Annotated in this window: 15 protein-coding genes; 5 read left to right on the forward strand and 10 right to left on the reverse strand. The window is 70.8% G+C overall.

All coding sequences use genetic code 11. The features are described from left to right. Window positions 1-21 precede the first annotated feature (21 nt). The 7 genes from ON759_RS12595 to putP all read right to left on the reverse strand — a co-directional run bounded on the left by ON759_RS12595 (window position 22) and on the right by putP (window position 6566). Window positions 22-210, reverse strand: coding sequence for a DUF2065 domain-containing protein (locus ON759_RS12595; protein ID WP_271680742.1), 189 nt, complete (start codon window positions 208-210; stop codon window positions 22-24). 139 nt (window positions 211-349) lie between these two features. Then, window positions 350-1213: a protease modulator HflC gene (gene hflC / locus ON759_RS12600; protein WP_271680743.1), complete on the reverse strand. Its 864-nt coding sequence runs from the start codon at window positions 1211-1213 to the stop codon at window positions 350-352. After that, complete coding sequence (gene hflK / locus ON759_RS12605) at window positions 1210-2289, reverse strand: FtsH protease activity modulator HflK (RefSeq protein ID WP_271680884.1); 1080 nt, start codon at window positions 2287-2289, stop codon at window positions 1210-1212. Before hflK ends, hflC begins: the two co-directional genes overlap by 4 nt. Before the next feature lie 41 nt (window positions 2290-2330). After that, window positions 2331-3647, reverse strand: coding sequence for a ribosome rescue GTPase HflX (gene hflX, locus ON759_RS12610; RefSeq protein WP_271680885.1), 1317 nt, complete (start codon window positions 3645-3647; stop codon window positions 2331-2333). A gap of 50 nt (window positions 3648-3697) precedes the next feature. Beyond that, complete coding sequence (hfq, locus tag ON759_RS12615; RefSeq protein ID WP_271680744.1) at window positions 3698-3952, reverse strand: RNA chaperone Hfq; 255 nt, start codon at window positions 3950-3952, stop codon at window positions 3698-3700. Between the two features lie 123 nt (window positions 3953-4075). Further along, the gene (gene miaA, locus ON759_RS12620) at window positions 4076-5050 is read right to left on the reverse strand and encodes a tRNA (adenosine(37)-N6)-dimethylallyltransferase MiaA (protein ID WP_271680745.1); all 975 of its coding nucleotides are present in this window, start codon (window positions 5048-5050) and stop codon (window positions 4076-4078) included. A gap of 22 nt (window positions 5051-5072) precedes the next feature. Beyond that, entirely contained in the window at window positions 5073-6566 is a 1494-nt protein-coding gene (gene putP, locus ON759_RS12625; RefSeq protein ID WP_271680746.1) for a sodium/proline symporter PutP, read from the reverse strand. 84 nt (window positions 6567-6650) lie between these two features. Between putP and ON759_RS12630 the strand changes: the two genes are divergently transcribed. After that, complete coding sequence (locus tag ON759_RS12630) at window positions 6651-7733, forward strand: alkane 1-monooxygenase (protein ID WP_271680747.1); 1083 nt, start codon at window positions 6651-6653, stop codon at window positions 7731-7733. A 76-nt stretch (window positions 7734-7809) separates the two neighbouring features. Next, a complete protein-coding gene (locus ON759_RS12635) occupies window positions 7810-9348 on the forward strand; it encodes a phospholipase D family protein (RefSeq protein ID WP_271680748.1) in 1539 nt (512 codons plus the stop codon). A 24-nt stretch (window positions 9349-9372) separates the two neighbouring features. On the opposite strand, the gene folP is transcribed toward ON759_RS12635, so the two are convergent. After that, window positions 9373-10269: a dihydropteroate synthase gene (gene folP, locus ON759_RS12640; RefSeq protein WP_271680749.1), complete on the reverse strand. Its 897-nt coding sequence runs from the start codon at window positions 10267-10269 to the stop codon at window positions 9373-9375. A 224-nt stretch (window positions 10270-10493) separates the two neighbouring features. Here folP and ON759_RS12645 point away from each other — a divergent pair, with 224 nt between their 5' ends. Beyond that, window positions 10494-11255 carry a peptidoglycan-binding domain-containing protein gene (locus tag ON759_RS12645; RefSeq protein ID WP_271680750.1) on the forward strand — a complete coding sequence of 254 codons (762 nt, stop codon included), beginning with the start codon at window positions 10494-10496 and terminating at the stop codon, window positions 11253-11255. A 57-nt stretch (window positions 11256-11312) separates the two neighbouring features. Here the strand turns inward: ON759_RS12645 and ftsH are convergent, their stop codons facing one another. Together ftsH and rlmE are read right to left on the reverse strand one after the other, a co-directional pair. After that, window positions 11313-13211 (reverse strand): ATP-dependent zinc metalloprotease FtsH, encoded by a 1899-nt coding sequence (gene ftsH / locus ON759_RS12650; protein WP_271680751.1) that lies wholly within the window; start codon window positions 13209-13211, stop codon window positions 11313-11315. Between the two features lie 37 nt (window positions 13212-13248). Continuing rightward, window positions 13249-13911, reverse strand: coding sequence for a 23S rRNA (uridine(2552)-2'-O)-methyltransferase RlmE (rlmE, locus tag ON759_RS12655; RefSeq protein WP_271680752.1), 663 nt, complete (start codon window positions 13909-13911; stop codon window positions 13249-13251). Window positions 13912-14026: 115 nt separating this feature from the next. On the opposite strand from rlmE, the gene yhbY reads away from it, so the two are divergent. Both yhbY and ON759_RS12665 read left to right on the forward strand, forming a co-directional pair. Beyond that, window positions 14027-14332 carry a ribosome assembly RNA-binding protein YhbY gene (gene yhbY, locus ON759_RS12660; RefSeq protein WP_271680753.1) on the forward strand — a complete coding sequence of 102 codons (306 nt, stop codon included), beginning with the start codon at window positions 14027-14029 and terminating at the stop codon, window positions 14330-14332. Between the two features lie 14 nt (window positions 14333-14346). Further along, a complete protein-coding gene (locus ON759_RS12665; protein ID WP_271680754.1) occupies window positions 14347-14721 on the forward strand; it encodes an Mth938-like domain-containing protein in 375 nt (124 codons plus the stop codon). Window positions 14722-14726 lie beyond the last annotated feature (5 nt).

A 14726-nucleotide genomic window follows, 5' to 3' on the forward strand; every position in this document is an offset into this window, starting at 1 on the left:
GGCGATGACCGCGGCGCGCGCTCAGCCTCCGCGGACCAACCAGAGCGACACCAGGCCGAGGATCAGGACGATCCCGCCGACCCGGCGCACGTGCTCGTCGGGCATGTTCTGCAACTGCTCGGCGGCGCGCTTCCAGCCGCCGGGGGCGGCGAACAGGAACAGGCCCTCGATCACCGCGACCAAGCACAGCGCCGCCCACAGGTCCGTCATCGCAACGACTCCTGCTGCGCCCGGCATGCGAACCGCAGGCGGTGCTCGGAATGCTCACGTACCACCCAGTACGCTCCGCTTCCTGCGCTCCCCTGCGATCCGCCTGCCTTCGCTCGCAACGGACTCGTTGCGATGCCGATCATCGATCGCTGCGCAGGTACTGCAGGAACGGGTCGTTGCGCTCCAGCACGATCACCGAATCGCCACCGGCGAAGGCCTGCCGGTACGCCTCGAGGCTGCGCTGGAAGGCGTAGAAGCCGGGGTCGCGCTGCGCGGCCTGCGCATAGATCCGCGCGGCCTCCGCATCGCCTTCGCCGCGCAGCTTCTGCGCGTCGCGCTCGGCCTCGGCCAGCAGCACCTGGCTCTGGCGGTCGGCCTCGGACTCGATCTTCTGCTTGGTTTCCTGGCCTTCGGCGCGTAGCTGGCTCGCCACCTGCTGGCGCTGCGCGCGCATCCGGCGGTAGACCTGCTCGATCACCTCGCCACCGGTCGGCAGGTCGATGCGCTTGATGCGGATGTCGGAGATCTGCACGCCCAGGGTGGCCGCACCCTTGTTGATCGCGGCCAGCTGGGTCGCCAGCACCTTGGAGCGGTCGCCGGAGACCACCTGCTGCAGGGTGTGCGCATTGATCTCGTTGCGCAGCGCGTCCTTGATGATCGGCGCGAGGCGATCGGCGGCGACCTTCTCGTCGCCGTTGGTGGCGCGGTAGAAATCGCGCACGTTGGAGATCCGGCCGATGGCGAAGAAGTCGACGCTGACGTCCTTCTTCTCCGAGGTCAGGTAGCGCTCGGGTTCCGCCGCCAGGATCTGCAGGCGACGGTCGAAGATGCGCGCGGATTCGACCAGCGGCAGCTTGAAGTGCAGGCCGGGCTTGAGGTCGGTGCGCACCACCTTGCCGAGGTTGAGCACGATCGCGGTCTGGCCTTCGCTGACCACGAACACCGAGCCGAGCAACAGCAGCAGCGCGGCGAGCGCGGCCGGCATCCAGGCGGAATACTTCATCGCTGCACCTCCTCGCGGCCCTGCGGGCGCGGCTGCCGGCCATTGCGCACGGAATCGGCGGGCGTCGCGCCGACCACCGGCGAGACCAGCTCCGGGACGATCGCCTGCTGCGCCGCCGCGGGAGCGGTCCCGGTCGCACCGGCCATCGGCACGTAGATCAACTGGCGCCCATCGCCACCGACCACCTTGCGGTTCTCCGCCAGCACTTCCTGCACCGTCTCCAGCCACAGGCGCTTGCGGGTGACCTCCGGGGCCGCCTTGTACTGCTCGACCAGCAGGCTGAAGCGTTCCGCGTCGCCGGTCGCGCGGGCGATCGAGGCCGCGCGGTAGCCTTCGGCCACGGTGCGCACGCGCGCCGCCTGGCCGCGGGCCTCGGGCACGATCTTGCTGGCGTAGGCCTCGGCCTCGTTCTTCAGCCGGTCCTTGTCCTGTTGCGCGCCGTTGACGTCGTCGAAGGCCGGCTTGACCTCCTCCGGCGGGCGCGCGTTCGGCAGGTTGAGCTCGGTCACCACCAGGCCGGTGCGGTAGTCCTGCAATGCACGCTGGAGGGTCTGCTTGGACGACACCGCCAGCGCGTTGCGCGCGCCAAGCACGGTATCCAGCTCGGAACGGCCGACCTGCTCGCGGACCGCGCTCAGGGTGGCTTCCTTCAACACATCGTCGGCGCTGCGCGTGCCGAACAGGTAGAGCTCGGGATCGCCGATGCGGTACTGCACGTTGATCTCCACGCTGACGATGTTCTCGTCGCGGGTCAGCACCGGCACCGTGTCGCTGAAGGTCTTGATCTCGGTCGCGTTGACCTTGATGACCCGCTCCAGCGGCCACGGCAGCTTGAGGTTGGGGCCGGGCTGCATGGTTCGCACGAACTGGCCGAAGCGCAGGACCACGCCACGCTGCTGCTCGGCGACCAGCACGAAGCAGTTGAAGGCCAGCCACAGCGCCAGCACCACCCACAGCCAGCGCAGGTTGCCGCCACCGCCGCCGAAGCTCGGCAAGCGGTCGAACAGGTTGCCCAGGCCGCTGCCATTGCCGCGCGAACGGCCTGGCTGGCCGCCGCCGGGGGTATTCCAGGCCATGGTGGCCGGATCGGGCCGCTGCGGGCCGCTCGGTTCGATGCTCATGCGCAGGATTCTACGGGAAGGTCGGGCTCGGTCGCCGGCAACAAGGGGCGCAACGGGCCGCCATCAGGCTGCGCGGCCAGCCGCGCCGCATCCGCCAGCGGCAGGTCCACGCGCAGGCGCCAGCCGTCCGCGTCATGGTCCTCGTCGCGGATCGCGCCCAGCGCGTGCAGGCGCGCCCGCAACCGGCCGGCATCGGTCGGCAGCAGCACCTCGCCCATCACCCGCCGCAGGCCCAGGCGGTCGCCGAGCGCCTCGCGCAGCAGGTCCAGGCCCAGCCCGTCGCGCGCCGACAGCCACACCGCGTGGCGATCCTCGCCGCGCTGGTCGATGCGCGGCTCGGCGCCCTCGATGCGGTCGATCTTGTTGAACACCAGCAGTTGCGGGATGTCGCCGGCCCCGATCTCGCGCAGCACGGCATCGACCTGCGCCATGCGCTCCTCGCGCAGCGGGTCGTCGGCGTCGATGACGTGCAACAGCAGGTCGGCCTCGCGCGCCTCGCTCAGGGTGGAGCGGAACGCGGCGACCAGTTCGTGCGGCAGGTCGCGCACGAAGCCGACGGTATCGGCCAGCACTACCCCGCCACCCGCAAGCTCGATCCGGCGCACCGTCGGGTCCAGGGTCGCGAACAACTGGTCGGCGGCGTAGGCATCGGCGCCGGTCAGCGCGTTGAACAGGGTCGATTTGCCCGCATTCGTGTAGCCGACCAGGGCCACCCGCGGCAACTCGCTGCGCACCCGCGCGCGACGCATCTGGGTGTGCTGGACCTCCACCTTCTCCAACCGCTTCTGCAACATGTCCACCCGCTTCTGCAGCAGGCGGCGGTCGGTTTCCAGCTGGGTTTCGCCGGGGCCGCGAAGGCCGATGGCGCCGCCGCGCTGGCGCTCGAGGTGGGTCCAGCCACGGACCAGGCGGGTGGCCATGTGGCGCAGTTGCGCCAGCTCCACCTGCAGCTTGCCCTCGTGGCTGCGCGCGCGCTGGGCGAAGATGTCGAGGATCAGCCCGGTGCGGTCGACCACGCGGCGGCCCAGGACCTTCTCGAGGTTGCGTTCCTGCACCGGCGTCAGCGCGTGGTTCACCAGCACCAGGTCTGCGCCGGTGGCCTCGCAGGCGGCCTTGACCTCGTCCAGCTTGCCGGACCCGACCAGGGTGGCCGGGCTGGGCTTGTCGATCTTCGCGGTCAGCACCGCGGCCACCGTCGCGCCGGCCGAGCGCGCGAGCTCGCCGAACTCCTCGAGCACGCCTTCGCCCGGCGGCCCGCCGGCATGGGGCTGGATCAGCAGCGCGGTCTCGCCCCCGCGGGAGCGTTCGAACAAATGGGTCGGCATCGGGCCGTAGATGCGGGCGGCCGCGGCGAATGCAAGGCCTATTCGGCGGCCGCCGGTTCGTCCTCGTCGGCCCCGGTCATCCCGATCCGCACGTTGCGCGCCGGGACCACGGTCGAGATGGCGTGCTTGTACACCATCTGGCTGACCGTGCTGCGCAGCAGGACCACGAACTGGTCGAACGATTCGATGGTGCCCTGCAACTTGATCCCGTTGACCAGGTAGATCGACACCGGCACGCGCTCGCGGCGCAAGGCGTTCAGGAAAGGATCCTGCAAGGATTGTCCCTTGGACATGTGTTCCCCACTGCTGCCGCTTCTTCGAAGCGTGTTGTTGTTTGTCGTCGTGGGCCCGACGTCGCCGACGTGTCCCCAGGCCCCGCGGCCGCCCGCGTTCGGGGGCCACGGGCCGATGTTAGCTCAGGACGGGGCGTTTGCGCCGCCGCGCGGCAGGAACGCCGCCACCGCCGCCTCGAGTTCCGTGCGCTGGGTCAAGGGGTCGAACCACCGCGCGTCGAGTTCGCCGCGCAACCAGGTCCACTGGCGCTTGGCCAGCTGGCGGGTGGCGGCGATCGCGCGCTCGCGGAATTCCGTCGGCGTCGATGCCCCGTCGAGGAACGCCCACGCCTGCCGGTAGCCCACCGCGCGCAAGGCCGGCAGGTCCAGCGGGTGCGGATGCGCGGCGAGTTCCGGCAATGCGCGCAAGGCCCGCACCTCGTCGAGGAAGCCAGCCTCCAGCATCGCGTCGAAGCGAACAGCGATGCGTGCGTGCAGGACCGCGCGATCCGCCGGTGCCAGCACGAGCTTGAGCACGTTGACCGGCAGCCGCGCACCGCCGGCCTCGCGCTGCCATGCGCTGATGGGCCGGCCGCTGAGGCGATGCACCTCCAGCGCGCGCTGGATGCGTTGCGCATCGGTGGCGTGGATGCGCGCGGCCGCTTCGGGATCCACCGCCGCCAGCTCGGCATGCAACGACGCCCAGCCGCGTTCGCCGGCGTCCGCGGCGATCGCGGCGCGCATCGCTTCGTCGGCCTCGGGCATCTCGGCCAGGCCCTCGATCAAGGCGCGGAAGTACAGGCCGGTGCCGCCGGCGAGGATCGGCAGCCGGCCGCGCGCCAGCACGTCGGCGATCGCGCGCCGCGCATCGGACGCGAACTCGGCGGCCGAATAGGGTTGCCAGGGATTGCGCACGTCGAGCAGGTGGTGCCGGACCTGCGCCTGCTCCGCGCGCGTGGGCTTGGCTGCACCGATGTCGAGGCCGCGGTACACCAGCGCCGAATCCACGCTCACCACCTCGCCGCCCAGCCGCTCGGCCAGCGCCAGCGCCAGCGCGCTCTTGCCCGAGGCGGTCGGGCCCATCAGCGCGAGGGCGCGAGGGCGCGGGTCCAGCGTCATCGCGATGGCGCCGCGCGCCGGCTCAATAGCCCTGCTCGCGCAGGCTGGCCTGCACCTGCCGGTGGCGCGCGCGCACCGCATCGCCAGGCGCCCGCGACAACAGGCTGGCGACCACGATCGCGATGCTCGCCGCGATCACGCCGGGCACCATTTCGTACAGGGCGCTTCCGGTCTGCTTCCACAGCACCACCGTGGCCGCGCCCACCAGCATCCCGGCGAGTGCGCCGCCGCGGGTCATGCGCTCCCAGAACAGCGAGAACACCACCACCGGGCCGAACGCCGCGCCGAAGCCGGCCCAGGCGTAGCTCACCAGCCCCAGCACGCGGCTGTCGGGGTCGCGGGCCAGGAAGATCGCCAGCAGCGCGACCGCCAGCACCATCCCGCGCCCGACCCACACCAGCTCGCGCTCGCCGGCGGCGGGGCGCAGGAAGCCGCGGTAGAAGTCCTCGGTCAACGCACTCGAGCAGACCAGCAGCTGGCAGCTCAGCGTGCTCATGATCGCGGCGAGGATCGCCGACAGCAGCACGCCCGCGATCCACGGGTTGAACAGCACGTTGGCCAGCGCGATGAATACCCGCTCGTGGTTCTCCGCGACGGGACCCGCCTGCCCGGGGTGCTGCGCGAAATAGGCAATGCCGAAGAAGCCGGTGGCCATCGCGCCGGCCAGGCACAGGATCATCCAGGTCATGCCGATCCGCCGCGCCTGCGGGATCACCGCCAGCGAATCGGCGGCCATGAAGCGCGCCAGGATGTGCGGCTGCCCGCAATAGCCCAGGCCCCAGGCCAGCAGCGACACGATGCCGACCAGGCCAAGCTCACCGCCCTTGAACCAGTCGAGCCGGGCGGGGTCGAGCGCGGCGATCGCCTGCAGGCTATCGCCCGGTCCGCCGGTGCTGAGGATCACGATCAGCGGGGTGAGGATCAGCGCGAAGATCATCAGCGTCGCCTGCACGGTGTCGGTCCAGCTCACCGCCAGGAAACCGCCGATCAGGGTGTAGGCGATGGTCGCCGCCGCGCCCCACCACAGCGCCTGCGCGTAGGGCAGGCCGAACACGCTCTCGAACAGGCGCGCGCCTGCCACGATCCCGCTGGCCGCGTAGATCGCGAAGAACACCAGGATGACCAGCGCGGACACGATGCGCAGCCACTTGCCGTCCGCGGCGAAGCGCGTGGTGAAGTAGTCCGGCAGGGTCAGCGCGTTGTCGGTGAGCTCGGTGTAGACCCGCAGCGGCCCGGCGACGAAGCGCCAGTTGGCCCATGCGCCGGCGACCAGGCCCAGCGCGATCCACGCCTCCGACACGCCGCCGAGGTAGAGCGCGCCGGGCAGGCCCATCAGCAGCCAGCCGCTCATGTCCGACGCGCCGGCCGACAGCGCGGTGACGTAGCCGCCCAGCGAGCGCCCGCCGAGGATGTAGTCGTCGAAATCGCGGGTGCGCCGCCATGCCACGAAGCCGATGCCGACCATGGCCAGCAGGTAGATGCCGAAGGTGATCAGCAAGGGCGTGCTGGCGGTCATGCGCGGTTCCCCATCGAGACCGCGGGAGCTTACCGCAGGCGTGCCTGCGCGCTAGCATGCGAGCGGGCGCCACGGGGAGACGCCATGCCGTTCTGGAAGCGCATCGGGTTCGCCATCGTGTTCGTCGTGCCGGCGCTGATGCCGCTGGCCGCATGGCTGGGCGCGCGCAGCGGGCATCCCGGCCTGTTCGCCTGGTTCCCGCTGTTCTTCCTGTTCGTGCTGCTGCCGCTGGCCGACCAGGCGGTAGGCCACGACCCCGGCAATCCCGCGCCCGCCGACGAGGCCACGCTGGCGGCCGACCGCTGGTTCCGCCTGCTCACCCTGCTCGCCGTGCCGGTGCAGTACGCCGTGCTGGCCTGGTCGTTGCGGCACTGGGCGCAGGCCGGATTCGGGCTGGCGGGCGGCATCGGCTGGCTGCTCTCGCTGGGCGTGGTCGGCGGCGTGCTGGCGATCAACGTGGCGCACGAACTGATCCACAAGGACACCCGGCTGGAGCGCGTCGCCGGCGGCCTGCTGCTGGCCAGCGTGGGCTACCACGGCTTCAAGGTCGAACACCTGCGCGGCCACCACGTACAGGTCGCCACCCCCGAGGATGCATCCAGCGCCCGGTTCGGCCAGTCGCTGTGGCGGTTCCTGCCGCGTGCGCTGCTGCACAACACGCGCAACGCCTGGCGGCTGGAAGCCGAACGCCTGCGCCGGCGCGGGCTGCGCGGCTGGCATTGGCGCAACGAGTTGCTGGGCTGGTCCGCGCTGTGGGTCGCCTTGGCGGGCATCGCCTTCGCCGTGCTGGGCATGCCCGGGCTGCTGGCCTTCGTCGTGCAGGGGCTGGTGGCCGCATGCGCGCTGGAGATCATCAACTACGTCGAGCACTACGGCCTGTCGCGCCGCCGCCTCGCCGATGGTCGCTACGAACGGACCACCCACCTGCACAGCTGGAACGCCGACTTCGCGCTGACCAACCTGCTGCTGTTCCACCTGCAACGGCACTCCGACCACCATGCGCATGCGTCCCGGCGCTACCAGGTGCTGCGCCATCATCCCGACAGCCCGCAGCTGCCGGGCGGCTACGCGGCGATGTTCGTGCTGGCCCTGTTCCCGCCGCTGTGGTTCCGGGTGATCCACCCGCGCCTGCAGCGATGGCAGGCCGGCGAAGGGGCCGCATCGTGAGCCGCGCACCCGCTTGCATGGCGCCTCCGGCATCCGCAGGATGGCGACCCCACCCGCGCCGGCCGACGCCCTTCCGATGACCCTGTTGCGCCGCTGCTGGTGGATCGCCGCGCTGCTGCTGGCCGGCTGTGCGCAGTTGCCGAGCAGGCCGGACGTGCCGGAACAGCGCGCGATCGCCGTCGCCGACGGCACCCGTCTCGATGCCGAAGTCGCGCCGGCTGCCGCACGCCACCCCGGCGAATCCGGGTTCCGGCTGGTGGCCGACGGGCTGGAAGCCTTCGCGCTGCGTGGCTACACCAGCCGCGCCGCCGGCCGCAGCCTCGACATCCAGAGTTACATCTGGCACGACGACCTCACCGGCCGCCTGCTCGCCGCCGAGGTGCTGGACGCCGCCGACCGCGGCGTACGCGTGCGCGTGCTGCTCGACGACCTCGACGCCCGCGCCAAGAGCCAGGTGCTGCTGGCGCTGGACCACCACCCCAACATCAGCATCCGCGTGTACAACCCGTTCGCGACCCGCGACGGCATGCTCGGCACCGCGCTGGAATTCGCGGGCTCGTTCAAGCGGGTCAACCGACGCGCGCACAACAAGTCGTGGATCGTCGATGGCCGGGTGGCGATCACCGGCGGTCGCAACGTCGGCAACGAATACTTCATGGCCAGCCCCGAGGCGAACTTCCAGGACCTCGACCTGCTGGTCGCCGGCCCTGCGGTGGATGCGCTGGAGGCCGCGTTCGACGGCTACTGGAACTCGACCATGGCCTGGCCGATCCGCGCGGTCGATCCGGACATGCCCGCCACCCTGACGCTGGATACCGTCCGCGCCAACCTGCGCAAGCCGGCCCGCGACGCCGGCGAGTCCGAGTGGATCGCCGCGCTCGGCGACGCCGACGCGCTCGCCCGCATCCGCACGGGCTACCTCGGCATGCGCTGGACGCGGGACTGGCGGCTGCTGCACGACGCCCCCGACAAGCTGGCGACGCCGATCCCCGAGGCGCGTCCATCGCCGGTGCTCGCCGGCCTGCGCGACGCGATGGAAGCCGGCGCCGGCGACATCGCCATCATCTCGCCCTACTTCGTGCCCGGCGACGGCGGCACCGAGGCGCTGCTTGCCGGCGCGCGCAATGGCCGCCCGATCCGCATCCTCACCAACTCGCTGGCCTCCAACGACGTGGCCGCGGTGCACGGCGGCTACGTGCGCGCCCGCGAGGCGCTGGTCCGCGGCGGCGTCCGGCTCTGGGAACTCAAGCCGCGCCAGGACCAGGCCGCCGGCAGCCTGTTCGGCTCCTCCGGCGCGCGCCTGCACGGCAAGGCCGCGGTGATCGACCGTCGTACCGTGTTCGTCGGCTCGCTCAACCTCGACCCGCGCTCGATCCAGCTCAACTCCGAACAGGGGCTGCTGGTCACCGATGCGGCACTCGCCGGCCAGCTGCTCGGCCTGTTCGAGACCATGACCAGCCCGGCGCATGCTTGGGCGATCGAATGGGACGCCGCGCGCAAGCGCTTGCTGTGGCGCGACGCCGGCGGCACCCGCGACCGCGAGCCCGACGCCAGCTTCGGCCGCCGCGCGGTAGCCCGCCTCGCCTACTGGCTACCGGTCGACCCGCTGCTCTGAGCCTGGCCGAGCGGATCGCCGGCCTCAGTCCTCCGGCCAGCGGATCTCCGGCTTCGGCGCAGGCGCCCGTGGCGCGGGCACCGCAGCGACCGCCTGCCACACCTTCAGCGCATCGACGGTCGCGGCGACGTCGTGCACGCGCAACAGCATCGCCCCGCGTTGCGCGGCGACCAGGTGCGCGGCCACCGACCCATGGACGCGCGCGCGCGGATCGTCGCGGCCGGTCAGTTCGCCGATCGTCCGCTTGCGCGACAGCCCGGCCAGCACCGGCACGCCGAGTTCGGTGAAGCGTTGCAGCTGCGCCAGCAACTGCAGGTTGTGCTCGCGCGTCTTGCCGAACCCGAAGCCCGGGTCGACCACGATGCGCGTGCGCGGGATGCCGGCCATCTCGGCGGCGAAAACGCGCTCGGCGAGGAAGCGATGCACCTCGCCGACCACGTCGTCGTACTCCGGGTTCGCCTGCATGCCGCGCGGCTCCCCCTGCATGTGCATCAGCACCACCGGCACGCCCAGCGCCGCCGCCGCGTCCAGCGCGCCCTCCCGGCGCAGCGCGAACACGTCGTTGATCATCCCGGCGCCGGCCGCCACCGCCGCGCGCATCACCTCGGGCTTGGAGGTGTCGATGCCGACCGGGATCGCGAGCTGGCGCGACAGCGCCTCGACCACCGGGATCGTGCGCCGCAGCTCCTCCTCGACGGACACCGCCTGCGCGCCCGGTCGGGTCGATTCGCCGCCGACGTCGAGGATGTCCGCGCCCTCGGCGGCCAGGGCCAAGCCATGCGCGATCGCCGCGCCGGCGTCGAAGTGCGCGCCGCCGTCGGAGAACGAATCCGGCGTCACGTTGACGATGCCCATCACCCGCGGGCGGTCGAGCCGCAGGCTGCGCCCGACGCAGTCGAGGGTTGCCACCGTGTCGAACATGCCGCCTCCCGATGCGCGGCCGCCGACCGGCGGATCAAGCGCGATTGCGCATATGTTCGGCGAAACGGGCGATCTGCGCATCGGCTGCCGGACGCGTCGGCCGGGGTCACGCCCTGCCTCCGGCTATGGCCTACGTCCTATCCCGTTCGACCGTGCCACCGACCTTCCTGCGGATGGCATCGCGGCGCCGCCGAGACGCACCATGCCGGCCCATTGGAGGCGCCATGGCCATCTTGAGCATCGGCAGCCGCGGCCCCGAGGTCGTGACGCTGCAGCAGGAACTCAACAGACAACTCTACCCATCGCCCCGGCTGTCGCCGGACGGGATCTTCGGGTCGCTGACGCGGCAGGCGGTGCGCACGTTCCAGCGGGACGCCGGGCTCAAGGTCGACGGCCTGGTCGGGCCGATGACGCGCGCCGCGCTCGGCATGCCGGACACCGGCAGGCCCTTCACCCATCGGGTGCGGCTGCATTTCCGCAGCATCAGCCTGACCGACGTGCCGTTCAACAGCATCCTCGCGCACACCCAGGCCGTGTACGCGCCGTACGGCATCAAGATCGAGTTCGGCAGCGGCAGCAGCCTGATGCTCAGCCGCGAGGAACAGGACCGCCTTACCCAGGTCGATGGCTCGTGCGAGTGGGAGGTGACCGGCGGCGAATACGCCGAACTGCAGCAACTGGGTGGGCCGACGCCGGGCTCGGGGATCCTGGTGTATTACATCGACCGGTTCGGCGAGGCGCTCAACGGCTGTGGCGGGCACATGAAAGGCCGCCCTGCCTGCGTCGTGGCGCGCGCCGGGACCCACTACTGCACCGCGCACGAGGTCTGCCACATCCTGCTCGGGTCGACCTTTTCCCCGGTCCACATCGGCGACGCCAGCAACAACCTCATGCACCCGGTCGACTTCGTGCGTGCTGCACGCCCGGTGCTCACCGACCTGCAGGTCCAGCGGATCAAGGCCTCGCCGCTCTGCGAGGCGATCTGAAACGCAAGAGGCCGGGACGAACCCGGCCTCGTTGCGGTGGCGCCGCGCATCGCGGCATCAGGTCTGCGGCGTGGGATCCGCCATCGCCGGCGCGGTCGGGGTGGACGAATCGTCCTTGTCCTTGCCCGGCTTCTGCACCCAGCCCGCGGGCGGGTTGGGCGCGCGCCCTTCCATGATCGCCTTGACCTGCTCGGAATCGATCGTCTCCCACTCGAGCAGCGCCGCGGTCATCGCCTCGACCACCTCGCGCTTCTCCTCGAGGATCTTCCGCGCGACGGCATATTGTTCGTCGAGGATGCGGCGGATCTCGGCATCGACCTTCTGCTGGGTGGCCTCGGAAATGGTCTTGTTCTGCATGCCGAAGCCGGACGCATCTTCATCGGCGTAGACCATGGTGCCGAGCAGGTCGGACATGCCGTACTTGGTCACCATGCCGCGCGCCAGCTTGGTCGCGCGCTCGAAGTCGTTGGAGGCGCCGGTCGATACCTCGCCGACGAACAGTTCCTCGGCGATGCGGCCGCCGAACAGGATCGAGATCTCCTCCAGCATCTTGTCCTTGTACTTGCTGAGGGCGTCGTGCTCCGGCAGCTGCCAGGTCACGCCCAACGCCCAGCCGCGCGGCATGATCGTGACCTTGTGCACCGGGTCGGCCTTTGGCAGCGACATCGCCACCACCGCATGGCCGGACTCGTGGTACGCCGTCGCCTGCCGCTCTTCCTCGCGCATCACCATGCTGCGGCGCTCGGGGCCCATGTAGATCTTGTCCTTGGCGTCCTCGAAGTCGCGCATGTCGACCGCCTTCTTGTTGCGGCGGGCGGCGAACAGCGCGGCTTCGTTGACCAGGTTGGCGAGGTCGGCGCCGGAGAACCCCGGGGTGCCGCGCGCCAGCACGTCCGGGCGGACGTCGTCGGCCAGCGGCACCTTGCGCATGTGCACCTTCAGGATCTGCTCGCGGCCCTTGATGTCGGGCAGGCCGACCATGACCTGGCGGTCGAAGCGGCCCGGGCGCAGCAGCGCCTTGTCGAGCACGTCGGGACGGTTGGTCGCGGCGATCACGATCACGCCCTCGCCGCCCTCGAAGCCGTCCATCTCGACCAGCATCTGGTTGAGGGTCTGCTCGCGCTCGTCGTGGCCGCCGCCCATGCCGGAGCCGCGATGGCGGCCGACCGCGTCGATCTCGTCGATGAAGATGATGCACGGCGCGTGCTTCTTGGCCTGCTCGAACATGTCGCGCACGCGGCTGGCGCCGACGCCGACGAACATCTCCACGAAGTCCGAGCCGGAGATGCTGAAGAACGGCACCTTGGCCTCGCCGGCGATGGCCTTGGCCAGCAGGGTCTTGCCGGTGCCCGGCGGGCCGACCATCAGCACGCCGCGCGGGATCTTGCCGCCCAGCTTCTGGAAGCGCGAGGGGTCGCGCAGGAACTCGACCAGCTCGGCGACTTCCTCCTTGGCCTCGTCGCAACCGGCGACGTCGCCGAAGGTGACCTTGGTCTGGTCCTCGGTCAGCATCTTGGCGCGCGAGCGCCCGAACGACATCGCGCCCTTGCCGCCGGCGCCGCCGCCCTGCATCTGCCGCATCATGAACAGCCAGAAGCCGATGATCAGCAGGACCGGCAGGAAGTTCAGCACGATGGACCAGAACGAGATGCCGGTGTCGGGCGGGGCCTGCTTGATCTCGACCTTGTGCTCGATCAGGTCGTTGATCAGGTCCTTGTCGCGCACCGGCGCGGTGGTGCTGCCGGTGCTGCCGTCGCTGCGCTCGAACTTGACCGTGCGCTCGTCGCTGGCGATGTCGACCTTGCGGATGCGGTCGGCTTCCACGTCGGCGATGAATTGCGAGTAGATGATCTCCTGCGGCGCGCCGGCCAGCTTCGGCGAGAAGCTCTGGAACACGACCATGAGCACCACGGCCACGACCACCCAGAGCAGCAGATTCTTCGCGAGATCGTTCATTCGGTCCTGCCTGTTGTCCTCGGGCGGCTTCGCCACCCTACCTGATCGCCGCCAGCTTGCCTTGCGCCAGCGCGTACACCTCGGGCGACCGCTTGCGCGATGCCGCCGGCTTGCGGATCGCCACCTTGGCATAGCGCCGCCGCAGCTCCCGCACGTAATCGTCGAACCCCACGCCCTGGAACAACTTGATCAGGAACGTGCCGCCCGCCCGCAACTGGCCGTCGGCGAATTCCATCGCCAGTTCGGACAGGTGCATCGCGCGCGGTTGGTCCACCGCGTCCATGCCACTCTTATTGGGGGCCATGTCGGACAAGACAAGGTCCACCTTGTCGCCGCCCAGCATCGCCAGCAGGCTGGATAGGACGGCATCGTCCCTGAAGTCGCCATGAAGGAATTCGACCCCGGCCAGGGTCGGCATCTCCAGGATGTCGCTGGCGATCACCCGCCCGCGGCGGGCCTCGCCGGGCAACCCCTGCTCCAGGCGGTCCAGCTCCTGGCGGACCCACTGCGACCAGCCGCCGGGCGCGGCGCCCAGGTCCACCACCACCATCCCGGGCTTGAGCAGGCGGTCGCGCTCGACCAGTTCCTCGAGCTTGTACGCCGCGCGCGAACGCATCCCCTCCGCCTGCGCCTTCTTCACGTAGGGGTCGGAGAAGTGTTCCTTGAGCCAGCGCTGGCTGGACTTGCTGCGGGTCGCCATCGGTCGTCCCCCGCCCGGCGAGGGACGGGCTTGGGTGGGGAAGGCGGCCTGCCCCGGGGCAGGTCGCCGAGGGCTGCATGATACCCTGCGCTCCCGTCCCCCTTCGCCGTGCTGCATGTCCGTCGCCCTCACCAACGCCCAGGTCCGCTTCCTCCGTGGCCAGGCCCACGACCTCAAGGCGATGCTGCAGGTGGGCGGCAAGGGCGTGACCGATGCGCTGGTGGCCGAGGTGGACCTGGCGCTGGAGCACCACGAGCTGATCAAGGTGAAGGTCGCGGCCGACGACCGCGAGGTGCGCGACGGGATGATCGCGGAGTTGGCCGGGCGCTGCGGCGCCGCGCTGGTCCAGCGCATCGGCCACACCGCGGTGCTCTACCGGCCTTCGAAGGACAAGCGCCAGATCGTCCTGCCGCGCGCCTGAGCCGCGCTCCCGGGATGCAGCTCAACCTCGAACCGCCGGACTACCGTTACTTCCTGCGCGGAGCCGACGGCGCCTCCGCGCTGGTCAACGAGCAACGCCTGCTGCGCAGCTTCATCGTCGCCCCGGACGCGCTGGTCGAAGACTGGCCGGTAACCGCCGCCCGCAGCATGGTCCCGGCCGACCTCGACGCCCTGCTCGCGCTGGCGCCCGAACTGGTGCTGCTGGGCACCGGCGCCACCCAGGTGTTCCCGCCCGCCGCGGTCCTCGCCACCTGCCTCCAGCGCGGGATCGGGCTGGAGGTGATGACCAATGCCGCGGCCGCCCGGACCTATTCGGTGCTGGCGGGCGAAGGCCGGCGGGTCGCCGCCGGCTTCGTACTCCCCGGCTGACGGCG

Origin of the sequence: Thermomonas mangrovi (assembly GCF_028201335.1) — a bacterium.
GTDB lineage: Bacteria > Pseudomonadota > Gammaproteobacteria > Xanthomonadales > Xanthomonadaceae > Thermomonas > Thermomonas mangrovi.

Bases quoted from the DNA above. Each gene is read 5' to 3' on its own strand.
- ftsH (WP_271680751.1), bottom strand. From the start codon at position 13,211: ATGAACGATCTCGCGAAGAATCTGCTGCTCTGGGTGGTCGTGGCCGTG.
- hfq (WP_271680744.1), bottom strand. From the start codon at position 3,952: ATGTCCAAGGGACAATCCTTGCAGGATCCTTTCCTGAACGCCTTGCGC.
- ON759_RS12595 (WP_271680742.1), bottom strand. From the start codon at position 210: ATGACGGACCTGTGGGCGGCGCTGTGCTTGGTCGCGGTGATCGAGGGC.
- putP (WP_271680746.1), bottom strand. From the start codon at position 6,566: ATGACCGCCAGCACGCCCTTGCTGATCACCTTCGGCATCTACCTGCTG.
- ON759_RS12665 (WP_271680754.1), top strand. From the start codon at position 14,347: ATGCAGCTCAACCTCGAACCGCCGGACTACCGTTACTTCCTGCGCGGA.
- miaA (WP_271680745.1), bottom strand. From the start codon at position 5,050: ATGACGCTGGACCCGCGCCCTCGCGCCCTCGCGCTGATGGGCCCGACC.
- hflC (WP_271680743.1), bottom strand. From the start codon at position 1,213: ATGAAGTATTCCGCCTGGATGCCGGCCGCGCTCGCCGCGCTGCTGCTG.
- hflK (WP_271680884.1), bottom strand. From the start codon at position 2,289: ATGGCCTGGAATACCCCCGGCGGCGGCCAGCCAGGCCGTTCGCGCGGC.
- ON759_RS12635 (WP_271680748.1), top strand. From the start codon at position 7,810: ATGACCCTGTTGCGCCGCTGCTGGTGGATCGCCGCGCTGCTGCTGGCC.
- folP (WP_271680749.1), bottom strand. From the start codon at position 10,269: ATGTTCGACACGGTGGCAACCCTCGACTGCGTCGGGCGCAGCCTGCGG.
- rlmE (WP_271680752.1), bottom strand. From the start codon at position 13,911: ATGGCGACCCGCAGCAAGTCCAGCCAGCGCTGGCTCAAGGAACACTTC.
- ON759_RS12630 (WP_271680747.1), top strand. From the start codon at position 6,651: ATGCCGTTCTGGAAGCGCATCGGGTTCGCCATCGTGTTCGTCGTGCCG.
- yhbY (WP_271680753.1), top strand. From the start codon at position 14,027: ATGTCCGTCGCCCTCACCAACGCCCAGGTCCGCTTCCTCCGTGGCCAG.
- ON759_RS12645 (WP_271680750.1), top strand. From the start codon at position 10,494: ATGGCCATCTTGAGCATCGGCAGCCGCGGCCCCGAGGTCGTGACGCTG.